This window comes from Cognatundibacterium griseum, assembly GCF_014284195.1.
GTDB lineage: Bacteria > Pseudomonadota > Gammaproteobacteria > Burkholderiales > Burkholderiaceae_D > Undibacterium > Undibacterium griseum.
Genome location: NZ_JACOGC010000005.1, coordinates 253,079 through 269,927 on the forward strand (window position 1 = coordinate 253,079; position 16,849 = coordinate 269,927).

Annotated in this window: 13 protein-coding genes; 4 read left to right on the forward strand and 9 right to left on the reverse strand. The window is 51.7% G+C overall.

The annotated features are described in order from the left end of the window. Positions 1-77: 77 nt before the first annotated feature. On the reverse strand, positions 78-1,355 hold the full coding sequence (gene trpB / locus H8K27_RS13495) for a tryptophan synthase subunit beta (RefSeq protein WP_186863695.1): 1,278 nt from the start codon (positions 1,353-1,355) through the stop codon (positions 78-80). A gap of 111 nt (positions 1,356-1,466) precedes the next feature. Beyond that, on the reverse strand, positions 1,467-2,129 hold the full coding sequence (locus H8K27_RS13500) for a phosphoribosylanthranilate isomerase (protein ID WP_268977368.1): 663 nt from the start codon (positions 2,127-2,129) through the stop codon (positions 1,467-1,469). A 124-nt stretch (positions 2,130-2,253) separates the two neighbouring features. On the opposite strand from H8K27_RS13500, the gene H8K27_RS13505 reads away from it, so the two are divergent. After that, the gene (locus H8K27_RS13505; protein WP_230419298.1) at positions 2,254-3,036 is read left to right on the forward strand and encodes a WecB/TagA/CpsF family glycosyltransferase; all 783 of its coding nucleotides are present in this window, start codon (positions 2,254-2,256) and stop codon (positions 3,034-3,036) included. 167 nt (positions 3,037-3,203) lie between these two features. Here the strand turns inward: H8K27_RS13505 and aceA are convergent, their stop codons facing one another. Beyond that, positions 3,204-4,499: an isocitrate lyase gene (gene aceA / locus H8K27_RS13510; RefSeq protein ID WP_186863696.1), complete on the reverse strand. Its 1,296-nt coding sequence runs from the start codon at positions 4,497-4,499 to the stop codon at positions 3,204-3,206. A gap of 363 nt (positions 4,500-4,862) precedes the next feature. Continuing rightward, positions 4,863-7,202 (reverse strand): hypothetical protein, encoded by a 2,340-nt coding sequence (locus tag H8K27_RS13515; protein WP_186863697.1) that lies wholly within the window; start codon positions 7,200-7,202, stop codon positions 4,863-4,865. A gap of 170 nt (positions 7,203-7,372) precedes the next feature. Here H8K27_RS13515 and H8K27_RS13520 point away from each other — a divergent pair, with 170 nt between their 5' ends. Then, on the forward strand, positions 7,373-8,704 hold the full coding sequence (locus H8K27_RS13520; RefSeq protein WP_186863698.1) for an O-antigen ligase family protein: 1,332 nt from the start codon (positions 7,373-7,375) through the stop codon (positions 8,702-8,704). A 10-nt stretch (positions 8,705-8,714) separates the two neighbouring features. On the opposite strand, the gene H8K27_RS13525 is transcribed toward H8K27_RS13520, so the two are convergent. From H8K27_RS13525 to H8K27_RS13545, 5 genes are read right to left on the reverse strand one after another with little or no spacing between them, the layout of a single operon-like run. Beyond that, positions 8,715-9,758 carry an acyltransferase family protein gene (locus tag H8K27_RS13525; RefSeq protein ID WP_186863699.1) on the reverse strand — a complete coding sequence of 348 codons (1,044 nt, stop codon included), beginning with the start codon at positions 9,756-9,758 and terminating at the stop codon, positions 8,715-8,717. A gap of 24 nt (positions 9,759-9,782) precedes the next feature. Further along, entirely contained in the window at positions 9,783-10,721 is a 939-nt protein-coding gene (locus H8K27_RS13530; RefSeq protein WP_186863700.1) for a glycosyltransferase family 2 protein, read from the reverse strand. 4 nt (positions 10,722-10,725) lie between these two features. Then, positions 10,726-11,673: a CpsD/CapB family tyrosine-protein kinase gene (locus tag H8K27_RS13535; protein ID WP_186863701.1), complete on the reverse strand. Its 948-nt coding sequence runs from the start codon at positions 11,671-11,673 to the stop codon at positions 10,726-10,728. Next, the gene (locus H8K27_RS13540) at positions 11,666-13,105 is read right to left on the reverse strand and encodes a Wzz/FepE/Etk N-terminal domain-containing protein (RefSeq protein ID WP_186863702.1); all 1,440 of its coding nucleotides are present in this window, start codon (positions 13,103-13,105) and stop codon (positions 11,666-11,668) included. The genes H8K27_RS13535 and H8K27_RS13540 overlap by 8 nt, the downstream gene beginning before the upstream one ends. 8 nt (positions 13,106-13,113) lie before the next feature. Continuing rightward, complete coding sequence (locus tag H8K27_RS13545; RefSeq protein WP_186863703.1) at positions 13,114-14,055, reverse strand: polysaccharide biosynthesis/export family protein; 942 nt, start codon at positions 14,053-14,055, stop codon at positions 13,114-13,116. A 400-nt stretch (positions 14,056-14,455) separates the two neighbouring features. On the opposite strand from H8K27_RS13545, the gene H8K27_RS13550 reads away from it, so the two are divergent. Then, a complete protein-coding gene (locus tag H8K27_RS13550; protein WP_186863704.1) occupies positions 14,456-15,400 on the forward strand; it encodes a glycosyltransferase family 2 protein in 945 nt (314 codons plus the stop codon). An 18-nt stretch (positions 15,401-15,418) separates the two neighbouring features. Beyond that, the gene (locus H8K27_RS13555) at positions 15,419-16,837 is read left to right on the forward strand and encodes an undecaprenyl-phosphate glucose phosphotransferase (RefSeq protein ID WP_186863705.1); all 1,419 of its coding nucleotides are present in this window, start codon (positions 15,419-15,421) and stop codon (positions 16,835-16,837) included. Positions 16,838-16,849: the final 12 nt, after the last annotated feature.

A 16,849-nucleotide genomic window follows, 5' to 3' on the forward strand; every position in this document is an offset into this window, starting at 1 on the left:
TCAGAAGAATTTCCTCAAAAATATGGGGGAGTATCTGTTTTTCTGAGTCTTTCTGATTTTTTCTGCCTGAACCGCAGTCAGAATTTCAATCCGGCGCGCTCGGCAACCGTATGCATATCCTTATCACCACGGCCTGACAAATTGGCCAGCACAATCTGATCTTTGGGCAATGTCGCCGCCAGCTTGGTGGCATAGGCGAGCGCATGACTGGATTCCAGCGCCGGAATAATGCCTTCAATCCGGCAGCAATCATGGAATGCCTTTAATGCTTCTTCATCGGTAATCGTCACGTATTCGGCGCGGCCACTGTCCTTCAGCCAAGCATGCTCCGGCCCGACTCCGGGGTAATCCAGTCCGGCGGAAACGGAATGCGTTTCAATGACCTGTCCGTTTTCATCCTGCAGCAGATAGGTCCGGTTACCATGCAGCACGCCGGGGGAACCCGCCGTCAGCGAGGCTGAATGGCGGCCACTTTCCATGCCGTCACCTGCCGCCTCGACGCCGATCAGCCGGGTTTCTCGATGATCGATGTAAGGATAAAAAATGCCCATCGCATTTGAACCGCCGCCAACACAAGCCACCACATAATCGGGCTGACGTCCGGTCAGTTCCGGCATCTGCCACAGACATTCTTCACCGATCACCGACTGAAAATCCCGCACCATCATCGGATACGGATGTGGTCCCGCCACGGTGCCGATGATATAAAACGTGTTATCGACATTCGCCACCCAGTCGCGCATCGCTTCATTCAAGGCGTCTTTCAGGGTCTTTGAACCCGATTCGACCGGCACCACCGTGGCGCCGAGCAACTTCATCCGGTAAACATTCTGCGCCTGACGCTTCACGTCTTCCGACCCCATGTACACCACGCACTCCAGGCCAAAACGTGCGCAGATAGTGGCTGTTGCCACGCCATGCTGACCAGCGCCGGTCTCAGCGATCACTCGCGGCTTCCCCATGCGCTTTGCCAGCAAAGCCTGGCCGATGACGTTATTGATCTTATGCGCCCCGGTATGATTCAGATCTTCACGCTTAAAGTAAATCTGCGCGCCACCAATCAGATCGGACCAGCGCCTGGCGTGATAAACCGGGGATGGCCGGCCGACAAAATATTTCAGTTCATTTCTGAATTCAGCCAGAAACGCCGGATCGTGCTGATACTTGGCATAAGCATCCCGCAGTTCATTCAGGGCATGCGTCAGCGTTTCGGAAACAAAGCTGCCGCCATAAGGACCGAAATGACCTCGGCTATCCGGCAAGTGATAGCCGGCAGACTGGTAAATGGCTTGCTTTGTCTGCTGATTCAGGGATTGACGCTCGAACTGAGCGTCGAGGGATTGTAATTCTTTCATAATCATCCTTTGTCCGGCGGTCATGCGCTGCGCTCATGGCAGTGGCAGCCCGCCCGTGTCTTAGTCTGGCATATCCGGAAAGCAGCGCACAGTCTGCGCCACATCCCGGCATTACCGGCAGGCTTCATGCACTGCACGAATAAACGCCTGCACCTTTACCTCATCCTTTACACCTTTCGACAGCTCGACGCCACTGCTGACATCGACCGCAAAAGGCCGCACCTGACTAACTGCGCCAGTCACATTTTGAACGCTCAAGCCACCACTTAAAACGACCCGAGGCGCGAGCTCTTTTGGAATGAGAGACCAATCAAACACCTTTCCACCGCCGCCGTAACCATCCACGAAGGTATCCAGCAGCAAACCATTAAACAAAGGACTTGCATCACGATATGCACGCTCACATTCTAGCAAATCGTCAGCGCTTGTGTCAGGCCTGATACGGTATGCCCGGATAAACGGCCGCTGCACGCCGGCAGCCAGCATGGCACACTGCTGCGGCGTTTCATCACCATGAAATTGTAACAACTGTACCGGAGCCTGCTCCAGCACGGTGCGCAATTCAGGCTCAGTCACATTCACAAACAATCCCACAGACATCACAAAGGGAGGAAAAGTACGCAACAGATCTGCCGCCTGCGCGGGCGTCACATAGCGCGGGCTGGCCGGATAAAACACCAGCCCAACCGCATCTGCCCCGGCAGCAATCACGCTTGCCACATCTTCAGGCCGGGTCAGGCCGCAAATCTTGATTCTGGTTCTGCGTGTCATCATCAAACTCATTGATCGGATGTGTAATTTTTCATTGTACTCTCACCGATTGTTTTTCTGAGCAGGCGCCTGAAAAGACAGGAAGTTCTGCGATAATTCAAAGATCACCCAGATTCCAATCATAACCATGCCAAGCGCCGACAACCGCATCACAACCCTGTTTGATTTGCCGATCCGGAGCATGCGCTTTCATGAAGCCAGCCAAACCTTGATGACCGCCGCCACCCGGCACGATCAGCCATCCCAGATCGTGGTGACGCCGAATGTCGATCATATTGTGCGGCTGGATCAGCAGCCAGAATTCAAAAACCTGTATGCCACGGCAGATTATATTTTTGCAGATGGCATGCCCGTGGTCTGGGCCAGCAAAATGACCAGCAACCCGCTACCGGAACGCGTCACCGGCGCAGATTTATTCGTCGCCCTGTGCAAGCAATGTGCACAGAAAAACCTGCCCGTATTCATCCTCGGCGGCATGCCCGGACAGGAACAGGAACTACAGGACGCCTTTGCCCGCACCTACCCGGGGCTGCCAGTCAGTATTTTTTGCCCATCCATGCAATTCACTCCCGATGGCAATGAGGCTGACACCGCTATCGGGCGCATTCAGGACGCCGGTCCTGCTATTTTATTCATCTGCCTCGGCATGCCGAAGCAAGAATATTTCGCTTTTCGTTATCGCCGTGAAATTCAATCGGGGAATGTGCCGTTAATTCTGTGCGTCGGCGCAGCGATGGAGTTTGCACTTGGTCAGAAAAAAAGAGCGCCTCTGTGGATGCAAAAAATCGGCATGGAATGGTTCTGGCGCCTGGCTTCAGAGCCCCGCCGTCTGTGGCAGCGCTACACGGTTCAGGGCAGCCGTTTTTTCGGCATTCTGCTCAGGGAACGCCGAAAACTCCGGCAATCCTAGCCGGCACGCGCGCAGAATAGACAAGGGCATCGGCACAGCAAAAAGCCGCACAGAAAACAATCTGTGCGGCTTTTTCTTTACTACGGGAGATTGTTGCCGGCATCACACCGACCTGCTGAACGACGCCGAACCAAACGTCCGGCGGTCATTGAGCAACATGCAATGCATTAAGCGATTTTCTTTTCGAAGAATTGCTCATCTTCAGTGGAGCCGTGCAATGCGGTTGTCGAAGACTGACCTTGCTGGATAGTCTGGGTCACTGCATCGAAATAGCCGGTACCGACTTCACGCTGATGCTTCACTGCTGTAAAGCCTTTTTCTGCCGCGGCAAATTCTGCTTCCTGCAGTTCAACGAATGCCGACATCTGGCGACGTGCATAACCATGAGCCAGGTTGAACATGCCGTAGTTCAGTGCATGGAAGCCCGCCAGTGTGATGAACTGGAATTTATAGCCCATTGCGCCGAGTTCTTTCTGGAATTTCGCAATCGTTGCGTCATCCAGATTTTTCTTCCAGTTAAACGATGGCGAGCAGTTGTAGGACAGCAGCTTGCCTGGGAACTTGGCGTGGATTGCATCGGCAAATGCTTTAGCAAATTCCAGGTCAGGCTTACCAGTTTCGCACCAGATCAGATCAGCATATTCAGCATAAGCCAGACCACGGGAAATCGCTTGCTCCAGACCTGGTTTAGTTTTGTAGAAACCTTCAACAGTGCGTTCGCCAGTGCAGAATGGCTTGTCGTTTGCGTCAACATCAGAAGTCAGCAAATCTGCGGCTTCGGCATCAGTACGCGCCAGAATCACGGTTGGTGTGCCCATGATGTCCGCAGCCAGACGTGCCGCATTCAGCTTTTCAACTGCTTCACGGGTAGGAACCAGAACCTTGCCGCCCATGTGGCCGCACTTCTTGACGGAAGCCAGCTGATCTTCGAAGTGAACGCCAGAGGCGCCAGCTTCGATCATCGCTTTCATCAGTTCAAAAGCATTCAGAACACCACCGAAACCGGCTTCCGCATCAGCAACGATTGGTGCAAAGAAATCGATATCGTCTTTACCTTCAGACCATTGGATCTGATCAGCGCGTGTCAATGTGTTGTTGATACGCTTGACGACCAGCGGAACAGAGTTCGCTGGATACAGGGATTGGTCAGGATACATTTCACCAGCAACGTTGGCATCGCCAGCAACCTGCCAGCCAGACAGGTAAATCGCTTTCAGGCCAGCTTTCACCTGTTGCATTGCCTGATTACCGGTCAACGCGCCCAGTGCATTGATGAATGGCTCGTTATTGACCAGATCCCACAACTTGATCGCACCGTTTTTCGCGATTGTGTGCTCCACCTTGATGGAACCACGCAGACGGACTACGTCTTCTGCTGTGTAGTTACGCTTGATACCTTTCCAGCGTGGATTGGTATCCCAGTCTTTTTGCAATTCTGCTACTTGTTGTGCGCGTGTTGTCATGCTGCTCTCCTGTGGTCAAAACAAATGAAATGTGAATTCCGTTGAGATCAATAATAGGAGATTTTTTGCGCAGCAACAAGGTCTTATATAAGACATATAACAAATATTTATTCTTTTAAATTCATACACTTAAATTTGTTTTTTTGCGATACGAAATACCTTTTCTTAAAATGAGAAAATTAATTTGTGCAAATAGTGGCGATCTTTTCACAATACGAGAAATGAATTTCACATTACAATATTTTGCCGGGAATATTCGATTCAGAAGATTATTCTGCCGGCATGCCAACACAGATGCACAGCGTAACCTGCATCAGATCACGCCGCGCACCGGATCAATAGCTTTTACACCAGGAGAAAATTTCAACGCGTGCCTGAAAAAATCAGCTCAAACCAGGGGGATGACTGATGCAGCGTAACAGAGAAACCGCCTTTGACGACGGCAACATCCTTATCGGGCACAGCAGCCAGCCTGCTGCCATTCCCATCGAGGGGATACACGGTCAGATGTTTGGCCGGCGACGGGTAAAAAAAACTGGCAGCAATCCGCTCCGTCCATACTGGACCGGTCGCGTCTCTTGCTCCCGATATTTGGCGGGTATGCGGCAGGTCCGGCTCCAGCGTCCACCACATCCTGTCACCGGTATAGGAAATCAGTTCTTTGGGACGCTGCGGCATCTCGCCTGGCTGGCTGCCGGTCGTTGCGCCGCTGAGGCTGAGCAGTACGCGACGCGAAGTGACCAACGGCAAGGCATCGCGGCTCATCAATGTCATCACACCATAGTGCCTGCCACCAAATACCGGCAAAAATGGCATATCCTGCGTGACGATCATTCTTGAGGCTGTGGTTCCTGCAAAAAAAGCACTGTACGGCGTAATGACCTGCAAATGATGCAACTCTGCGTTATAACGGAGAAACTTCTCATTTTTTACCACCGCGTTGTCACTCTGCTGACCTTCACTACGCCCCGGCTCCCGATCTTTTCCGGTCGCCAAACCCGTACCGACAATTCCCTGCAACGGCTGCGAAGAATCAACCGAGATTTGGCGCGTTAACACCTGCTGCGGGCTGACCTGTTCATGTTTTTCCAGATAATCCAGATAGCCCGGGGAAGAAACGCCCTCTCCCAATGCGCCCAGCATCTGGCGTTTTTCAACCGGCACGGAAAGAATTTCCCGTTCGCGTAACACCGGAATCTGAAAATAGCGGAACATGGCAGCAGACATGCCGACATGCACCAGCTGACCGGTCATTCCGCTCAACCCAAAACTGTCCGGTAAAGCATTCCAGGTCTTGCCATCGCCATACTGAAAGAAAAACAATCCGTCCCAGTCCTGCGCACTGGCCACCGCAGCCATGACCGGGATAATTTCGGCACTCTGACGATTTGGATACGCCTGATTGAATTCGCTGATGACAAACGGTTTCCTGACATCGCGATAAAAGGCTCTGGATAATAATCCGTCCCATCCCTCGCGGAGCACGGACTGATCTCTGATACGCCAGTCATGGCTATCCCAGGACTGATGCGGAAAGTCGTAATGATCTACATAAAAATGCTCATCGACGTAATCCATGTCCTGTTGCGTATCGACATTCAGCAAGCCGCCGAAATACGCCTGCGTGCCTGTCACGGGAACCAGGCCGCCCACCTCGGCGTGGACGGTATTACGCAAGGTATCGACATATTGTTTATCCATCTCGACCAGGAAACGGACAAAATCCAATACTCTGCGCCCGGCGCCGGCCTGATGTAATTTCAGGCCGGGCTCAAGTATGTCCGGTACCTGCCATCCAAGACGATTCAGTACGCGGTACAGAAAATACTTCACGCGCCCCAGCCAGCCTTCACCGTGCGCCAAAACAGCATTTTCAGTGCTTTTTACCAGCAACGCTCCCTGCTTGGGCAGGTCACAGCTTCGCCACAGACTGCAAGCCTGAGCCAGGCTGCCATGTTGCCGCACCAGCCAGTGCTGCCAGTGTTGCTGCAAGATGCGTTCGTATTCACCCGGTAACTGATCCAGCTGTTTTCTTTGCCATGCGCCGGTCAGCGAAGACTCGTTATTGATTTCCACCAGCGCCAGCACCGGGTCATTGTTCAACTGCAACCGGCGCAGCAGCTGCTGGGCATATTCGATCTGCAATGCGATCATGCGCGGCTCGAACAAATGCAGGGGGTGACTGGCAAACGGCATGGATGCGCCCGGCGGCAAGGGAGTCAGCTGATCCACTGCATAACGGAAGGTGTAGCCGACATGCAGATTCAGGTTCACATACAGTCCCTCTTCTTTCAGGGCATCCATAAATACCCGCAAGCGATGGAGTGCCGTCTGGTTAAAGCTGGGGAAAGCGCCAGTCGTCAGAATTCCCAGGGGCTGCTCATCACTGTCGCTCAGCACCGAGTCCAGATGATGCAGACGTACCGCATTGAACCCGAGTGCCCGCAAACGCCGCGCAATGACCGGCGCATCTTCCTCGCGCGGGAAATTGGCAGCGTCCGACAGGTTGATGCCAAACAGTCTGACCCGCTGGTCGTCACGGGTGCGGGGCAGATGATCCGGCCCAACCCGGAAAAAATGTCCGTCTTTCGCGAATAACTGATCCGCCGGATTTAACGTGTGATTCAGTGCAGAAAAATCGGCAATTGCCGGGAGTTTATTTTCGTCGATTTGAAACGGATACCATTCCAGTGCTTCGGCCATTGCCGGACGGATGGCACAATAAATCAGCAAAATAGCCGGAAAAAGGAAGCCGACACAGCAAACCCGGAATAAATGACGCCTTTTACAATGAAAATAGTTCATGAATTAAATCGCCACAGCTAAGCAAGCCATTAGAATATCGCACAAACAAATAAGAAACGCATCCGCTGATGAAGAATCCCCGGCCACTCCCGTCAGACCAGCTCGCTGTATATGAGATCCACATCATCAGGCTCATGGTGGTGCTGTTTGTCGTTTTTTCGCTGCTGCCTTATGGCCTGTCATGGGACTACACCGGCTCATCTGCCCTGACCATGGAAGGTTCGATGACCACCAAACTGGAATGGGGCAGCCTGTTCGCAGTTTCGGCAGTCTTGCTATACCGCCATCTGCCAACAGTGTTAAAAGATCTGCGCGTCATCAATCCTTTTTTGGTGATGGTGCTGTTGTGGTGCGCCTTATCAAGCCTGTGGTCACCACTGCCGCTGGTCACTTTCAAGAGAGCGATTCAGCTATACGGACTCGTCATGCTGGGTCTGGCTATCCAATTGGCTCCGAATGCACTGCACTTGCTGGCAAAAACCATGCTGTACACACTGATGTGCATACTCGGTCTATCGCTCCTGATCGTCATTGTTTCGCCATCAACCGGTATTGACTATGAACTTGGCCGGGCATGGCGCGGGGCGCTTTCCCAGAAGAATGAACTGGGTCAGGTGGCCGCCATGTCCATCCTGCTGTGGCAGGTACGGTCCTGCATGGAAAAAGTGGATGTGAAAATTCTGATGCTTTCGCTGCTGTTCTGTTTCTTTATGCTGGTCATGAGCAAAAGCTCTACCAGCATGATCATCACCATTGTCACCAGTGGTATTTTTCACACCTTGCGCAAACATCATCTCGCATCGATTTATCCGCTGACGCGCATCTTCCTTGGAGTGTTCTGCCTGGTGCTGCTGGCAGTCTATGTGTTCTACATGCAGGAATCCCGCCTCCCCACCTGGCCGGAGGTGACTGCACCGATTGCAGGTATTTTTGGAAAAGGCACCGACCTGACTGGCCGGACCGATATCTGGGAGCTGATCTGGGTTGAAATTCACCGCCATCTGCTGATTGGACTGGGTTACGGCTCGTTCTGGCTGGGACCGGACAGCCTTTCGCAATTCATCATTGATGCTCTGCACTGGATTCCGCTGCAAGCCCATAATGGCTATCTTGATATCCTGAATGAACAGGGAGCGATCGGGCTGACTTTGACAATCCTGACTTTACTGATGCAAGCACGATCACTGACCTTACTGGCCCGTGACGACCGGGTACAAGCCGCTTTCTGGAGCGCCATGCTGCTGGTCGTTGTAGTAACAAACTTCACTGAGAGCAGCCTGTTCCGCGGTTTCGGATTTCAAAACGTCTTGTTCATCTGCGCGCTGACCTCGGTCACATCGGCAACACGCCGCCTGAATCAGGTTGACCGGGAAGCTACGCAAACCATCAACGCAAGATAGGCAAACCGGCTTAGTGGGCGTAAGGGTAACCAAGCCGCTGGAAGGGCTGCTCGATCAAACGATAAGACAGATCAGAAAGTACAAATGACGCGATCAGCAGGAGCGCCATCCGCGACGGCAATGACCAGTCTGGCAACCAGAACGTGATCATCCCCAGCACCAGCCAGTGATACAGATACAGGGAATAGCTGACCCGCCCGATATACGCCATCGGGCGCGAACCCAAAATACGCGCAGCCAGCCCTTGCTGCAGCACCAGCGTTGAAAACATCATCAGCAAGGCGATGCCTTGCAGGGAATAACGCCAGGATTCACGAAAATCCTCGCCGCGGTATAACAATGTCGCCAGCAGCAGCACCGAACCACCCGCCGCGAGCCATCGGCTGTTTAAAACCGAGTGCGCCCCGGGATAGCGTGCCAGCAGCAAAGCAAGACAGGAACCATACAAAATCGAATCGGCACGCGTATCAGTCGCTTTATAAATCCGGAACCTCGCCAGATACTCCTGTCCCACACCATACACAAGATATAAGCGCCACAACAGGATCAACACGATGAGTGCGGTGATCATTTGCAAAAACCTTTTCGGCGAAGCGATCAGCAACGCAAACGCAAACGGGAACACCATGTAAAAATGCTCTTCGACAGCCAGCGACCAGGTAATTCCCAAAGGAGAAGGAAGTGCAGTACCGCTGAAGCCCACAAAAATATCAAAATAATTTGCGAAGTAAAAAAACACGGCAAACAGCTCCACCCAGCGCCATTCCACATGTGCTGCATACATTACCAGTAAAGCGATCGCTACAAAAACCAGGAGCGCTGGCAGCAGCCGGAAAAATCGCCGCAGATAGAATTTTTTAATATTCATCACGCCGTTCTTATCCCACTCCCGAATCATGAGGCGTGTGATAATAAAACCGCTGATGAAAAAGAAAATTGTCACCCCGAGCCCACCAGGGACAATATGACCAAGCCAGGCATGCGAGATCAGCACCAATAAAATAGAAACCGCCCGCAAGCCATCCAAAGCCTGCAGGCGTGAAGAATTATTCATACCCGCCACTCAAAAAATACCGCATTATTTGTCACCATAGGCAGCAAACAGCCGGCCACGAAAATGATTTAATTTTCCCAACTGGGAGACGCATGTCCGCAGCCATGAAAAGGCTTTCAGCGGAGCAAACAACATCAGCAGTACACTGAATAACAACGCCGCTACGGCCTGCACAATGGCTTTTATTGAGAGAAACACTGCCCGCTTGCGACGTTGCTTTAGAGGGGTGCATGCCAGTTCGGTTCGCATATACAGCTGCCCGGTACGGAACGACCTGTTGAGCAACCAGGTTGCCGTGGCACGTTCGGCAGGCACGATTTCGGAGACGGGTGCCTCATCACACCAGATCATGCGCGCTCCCGCGAGATCCAGCTGTCTGAACAGCATGGAATCCTCACCGCCGGTCTGGCCATAGGCAGGATCAAACGGTCCGGCATCCGGTGAGCCGGCGTAAATGGCGCTTAAAGTCTGTTTCCGGACCAGCACATTGCCGCTGCGCGCATCCTGATGACGAATCTGGGTACCGGTCAGTAATCGTCGCCGGTCAAAATAAGCACCACGACGTATCCAGCCGGGAACACCATTCTGATACTCAGGCACAACCGGCGCAAACACAACATCTGCCTGATATTTTTGCTGCGCTGAAAACAGATTCAGTAACCAGTCACGCCCAGGACACTCATCATCATCGACCATGCTGATCCAATCAGCACTCGCGGCGTGAATAGCCGCATTTCTGGCCAGAGAAATATTCGGCGTCTGCAGTGCCAATGCAATCAGCCTGCTGCCATATTGATGCCCGAACTCAGTCAGCACCTGTGCGGCGGACTGCGCCGGATCATTATCAACGACGACGACCTCCAATACATCGGCAAAACCCTCCTGCGAAAAAACAGCCTGCAGAAGGCGGCGTAAAAGTTCGGGACGCCGGAATGTGCAAATACAGATACTGATCCGGACCATAGAATCAGTTCTGTCCCAGATAAGTCTTCAGAAAAGACAATCCTGGCAATGATGTCAGGCGATTGCGCCATCCCTTTGAATGGCTGGCAGCAGACGACTCATTGAAGATCGTTCCGATAATCTCGACCCCTGCTGCCTGCATCGTATTTTGTGTGTGGCGGATATCGTTAATCAGCGTCACATCCTGCTTCGCCACCAGCAGCGCATAACCCAGCTGGTGTGCTACCAGCTGGGCATCTGAAGCCCGCGTCGCAGCATAAGTATCAACAACAAATGTATCAAACTGACCTGCACAGGACTCTAAAAGCTGGCTCATTCTCGGAACACGTAAAATTTCCAGCGGATTAGGAGGACGCGGCCCCGACGGCAATATATGCAGATCAGGCATCAGAGGAATCAACGCCTGCTGATACGGAATACGACCTGCCAGTACCGACGAAAGCCCATCCTGGGTACCAAGTGCCAGATAATCATGCAGATTGCCAGTGCGCAAGTCGGCATCAATCAATAACGTCTTCCGCCCAACCTGAGATAAAGCAATTGCCAGACTGATCGCCATATAGCTTTTGCCTTCATCAGAACCCGGGCTGATCAGCGCAATACTGATCTTGTCCTGCGTACTGAAGCGCAATAACAACTCACTGCGTAAACGACGAATTTCTTCTGCCTCTTTTGAAAACGGCGCATGCAAAAAGCGCAGTCCCGGATCAGCGACGCCATTCAGCAATTCTTTGCTGCTGTAACCGAACTGTTCTCCCAGCGCAGAATCAATTTCTGCCTGACTGAGCAATCCCAGACTCAATGCAGCATCGCCAAAGCGCAGTTTTTTGAGTTTCTGCTCCTGCGCAATCTGCTCAATTTGCTGGACTGTCAGCAAGCCTTTTTGCAAAAATAATTCACCGAGACGACCAACTCTGACGGATGCATGTTCCGGATTTTTCCATTCAGACATGAGATGTCCCTTCCGTTTTCCGGCCACCAGATTTCACTTCCCACATGCTTTCACTAAAACCGATATGCGCCATCACCGGCACACTGAATTCCTTTTCCAGATCTTCAAGACAACGTACCCGCCTTTGCGAGAGTTCCAGTAAAAAAGCTGAACTCAATGCAAACAACAGCCCTGCAATCATGCCAAAAATCAGATTATTCCTAAGAATCGGCTTGGCATGTTTCTTGGGCAAATCGGCCCATTGCATGACTGTCGCGTCAGAAATCGCAACATTGCTGGTCATCAGCAACTCATCAAACTTCTGTATCGCTGCGTTATACACTTTTTGCACACTGTCCAATTGGCGCTGATACGAACTGATCACATCACGATGTTTTTTATTTTCGAATGTCTTTTTCTGAAAACTCGCCAACTCATCTTCCATGACCTTTTGTTGCTGTGCCAACCGCCCTTCAACTGCCATTAAAGAATCCATGGCCGTCGCCGCCTCCCGCTGCAGCTTATCGTTTAAAGCCTGCCGTTCATTCTGGATGGCGATGTATTTGGGATGACGAACACCAAGTGTCGCCTTCGCATTTGCCAGTTGCGCATCGAGTGCGATCAATGCGGATTTGACGCCGGATATGTGACCGATGCCTGCAATTTCAGGTATATCGGAATTCAGATTTCCCTGTTTCAGCAGTTTTTCCAGTGACTGTCGCTTTGCCTGCGCTTCCACTTTCTGAAGCTGGACATCCAGAATACGGGCGCTGAGCGCGCTCATCTGGCGGGACTCCACATCGACCCGTTCATCCACATCCACAATCTGATACTGCTCCTGATAGGCCGTGAGTTTTTTCTGGATCTCATCCACCTGCCGGCTCAGCGATTCGAGTTGAAAGTTGTACTGCTCTTTACGCGCGCGTGCCGGGGCATTCATCATTTCCAGCGATAAATTGATATAGGCCTTGACTACCGAATTCACCACATCTTTCGCATGTTCAGGTGTGGATGCAGCATACTGAATTTCAATCACGCGGCTGTTTTTGTGTGGCGCCACCTCAATATTACGGGTAATCGATTCTGCGATAATGCGCATCGCGCTCTCAGGTCCATATTGCGCAATTAATTTTTTGTTCGCGGGAACATTCTGTAAATGCAGATCGGCAATCACACGCTCAGCGACCTGCACACTTTTAATCACGTCGAATTGCGTCTGCAGATAGCTCTCATCCTGCAAAGGGTGAAACTGTTTGCCGCTGATCGGATCATTCATGCGGTAATCAATATAAATATCCGCAACTGCCACATACGTTTTTGGCAGCAAAAAACTGGAAATACCAGCCAGTAACACAGCGATAACGACAATCACAACAATCAGGTGCCGTCTGGCGCGCAGCATGGCGCCAATCTGGGTGAAAGAAAGAATAAGTTCGTGAGAAGAAGATCGCATCGGCTGTGTTAAAAAATTCTTTCGTTAACAAACACCACATCACCGGGCAATACCGGATCGGTCAGATTGGCAGGAACTGCCTGTATATTGCCGCCATCCGATTTCCGGTAAATCAGCATGCGCGACGTTGATCCCCTATCAGTCACGCCACCGCCAATCGCCAGAACGCGCATGATGTTCAGGTCGTTTTCAACCGGATACATACCTGGTCGCCGGACTTCACCGTACACATAAAAATTCTTCTGCTGTCCAATAATCAGCACATCATTCGGCAAAACTGACTGCATCAATGCGGCCTGATTCTTTCCTTCCTCCAGATCCAGCTTCAGGGAAAGCACCTCCTGAGCTGCCGTTGCGCCGGCAGAAGGTGTCCGGCGCAAGATGCGCAGACTTTTATCTGCCCTGGTCGTGGTTCCGCCCGCCAGACTCAGCGCATCCAGCATGGATACCGGGCCCTGCAAGGGATATCTTCCGGGGCGCAGCACTTCCCCCAGGACAGAAAAACTGCGGCTGATTTGCTGGGCGACTTTGACCGACACTTTCGGGTCCAGCAAATATTGTCCCTGTTCCAGCTTACGAGCAAATTGTGCGGCGACTTCGCTGGCGGTTTTACCTTTGACTTCAATCACGCCGACCAGCGGCAGCGTAATGATGCCGCTTGCCCCCACCAACACGTCAGCACTCATGTCAGGTTGTCCGAATACCGTAATCAGCAACTGATCCCCCTCACCGATTACATCTGGAAATTGTGCTGACTGACTCAGCCCGGCATCAACCGGTTTATCCGGGATAGTGTCTGATGTTGAGGTCGTGGATGCAGGCGGTAACCTGCGCAGTTCAGCCTCCATCTTCAGCGGAGCAGCAGAATTCGTTTCCTGCGCAAAGAGCGCACTCCAGCCAAGACACAGCAGACAGGCAAGCAGCACTCGCCTTGCCAGGCATAAGTTCATTTTAACAATGAGAGGGAAGATCATTACACACTAAAAAAAGAGTCAATCGGATTATTCTATCTTGCCAATGCCGGTGAAACAGGATATTTCTCCTGAATGGACGAATAATACTCAGGCATTTTTTTGAGTGTGAAGAAATAAATGCCGCATAACAATTATTAACCATTAACAAATTGTAACTTAACTCTTGCTCATATAACATTGCCAGACGTATTTCATCGACGGGAACAAAAGTTATTTACTACCTGCCGTGCTTGGCGCGATGAGGAAAACAGTCAATCGTCCTGTCTGATGATGACTGTCTCTGCGCTTTAAGACACACCATGACGACAACCAGCATCATAAGTTCATGCCTGCCCTGAGAGTGAAATACATTCTGCCAATGACTGAAAGCCCATCCATGACCACAACGCCGTCCATACCTGTCACTCCACCGTCTTCGCAGGACGTGTCCAGTCACCCACAGACCGTGGTTCCGCTAGTCATCATTGCCCCCGTCAGGGATGAAGCCGGGCTGATTCGCCTGACGCTCGATTCCATGGTCAGACAGACCGTGAGGCCGGTTGAATGGGTCATCGTGGATGACGGCTCAAAAGACGAGACACCTGAAATCGTCCGTGAATATGCCCAAAAATATCCCTTCATACGCCTGGTGCGGCGACCAGACCGCGGATTCCGGAAAGTCGGCGGCGGGGTCGTTGCAGCCTTTAAATACGGCATCACCCAGATAGTAAACCAGGACTACGCCTACATTGCCAAACTCGATGGCGATATGTCTTTTGGTCCGCGCTACCTGGAAATCATGTTCGAAAAATTTGCAAACGACAGCAAACTGGCCGCCGTTTCAGGCAAAGTATTCCGGGAAGAAGGCGGAAAAAAAATCGAGGAAATCATCATTGATGAACATGTCGCCGGACAGTTCAAACTCTACCGCCGGGAAGCATTTGAACAAATCGGTGGCTTCGTGGAGGAAGTGCTGTGGGATGGCATCGACGTGCATACCGCCCGGATGAAAGGCTGGAACACGCTGAGTTTTTATCATCCTGATGCCATCCTGATGCACCACCGGCTGATGGGGTCATCCGATAAAAATGTGTATCGCGGCCGCTTGCGCTGGGGACGGGGTATCTGGTTTATGGGTTACCATCCTCTCTATGCAATCGCTTCCGGAATTTTCAGGATGCGGGAAAAACCGTTTGTTATCGGCGGCCTGCTGATTATTGCGGGTTATCTGGGTGCTGCACTGAAAGGTGCTCCCCGCTATGACAATCCGGAGTTCAGACAACATTTACACCAATGGCAGTTGGCCCAGATCAAAAATCTGATATTCAAAAACAAAACCTGATAAAACCCAGTTCAGTTTATGTTCAATTCTTATTCTCCGGAACGATCATCCCAGCCGGCACATCTGCTTTCTGTATTGATAGGGATATTGTTCGGATCAGTCATCTGCATAACCTTATTTGCCATCATTATTAATGTCGAGCATGTCGAACCAGAGATTTTTGGCGTACGCCTGCTGATTGCAGCACTCACCAGCGTGATTGTGTTTTCCAGTCATCACCTGCTGAATGCCCTGCAGACCAAAAAGCCACTGACCATATTTCCCAAACTGACCTGGCGCTGGTTTGTCGTTTTCATGGTGGTTTTACTGACCGCTTATGTTGATAAAGCGGCAGAACAACTATCGCGTCTGGTGATGTTGCTGTGGCTGGCAATCACACCTTTCGCACTGATGCTGACAGCAATACTGGTCCGGACTACCGCGATCCTGTACTACTCGAATCCGGCGCGCCGCCGTAAGGCCGTGATCGTGTGGGCTAATTCAGCCTGTGCTGATCTGGTCAAGGAGTTACGCAGCTCCCCGCTGGCCGCTATTGATGTGATCGGTTTTTTTGATAACCGGAGCGATGCCCGCCCTCCCGCACATTTAAAAAAGCTGGGCAATCTGAATGAGGCCGTTGACTGGATCGTGGATCCGGCGACCGGAAAAATCAACGTCGATGTGGTTTTTATCGGTCTTAGCAATAAAGAACCCGCAGAACTCATGGAAGTCATCGAAGTGTTATATGACAGCACGGCAACCACTTATTTTGTTCCGGAGTCTGCCATTTTTGGAATGCCCGGCATCCAGCTGAGGGAACTTGCCGGGAAACCTGTCCTGGCCTCTTCCGAAACTCCATTCATCGGGCTGGCGGCGCTGCCCAAACGCTTGCTGGATCTGATCGGTGCCACGATTGGACTAATTTTATTGTCACCAGTCATGCTCGCCATTGCCATCGGTGTCCGACTCAGTTCGCCCGGCCCTGTTCTGTTCAGACAAAAGCGTTATGGTGTCGCCGGGAAACCGATTAATGTGTATAAATTCCGCAGCATGAAAGTGACGCAGGCGGATGTGCCGGTGATTCAGGCAAAGGTCGGGGATACCCGGGTCACCAAATTCGGCAGCTTCCTCCGCAAAACCTCGCTGGATGAATTGCCGCAGCTATTCAACGTACTCCAAGGTAATATGAGCCTGGTAGGCCCGCGTCCTCACGCGATTGAACACAATGAGCTATACCGGAAGCTCGTGACTGGTTATATGTTCCGTCACAAGATCAAACCGGGGATTACCGGCTGGGCCCAGGTTAATGGTCTCAGGGGAGAAACGGAAACGCTGGAAAAAATGCAGGCCAGGGTCGATTACGATCTGTATTATCTCCAGAACTGGTCGATCTGGTTTGATATCGTCATTATCTGGCGCACCGTCAAGGTTCTGTTCGGTGATAAAAACGCCTACTGATTTCTGAAAATA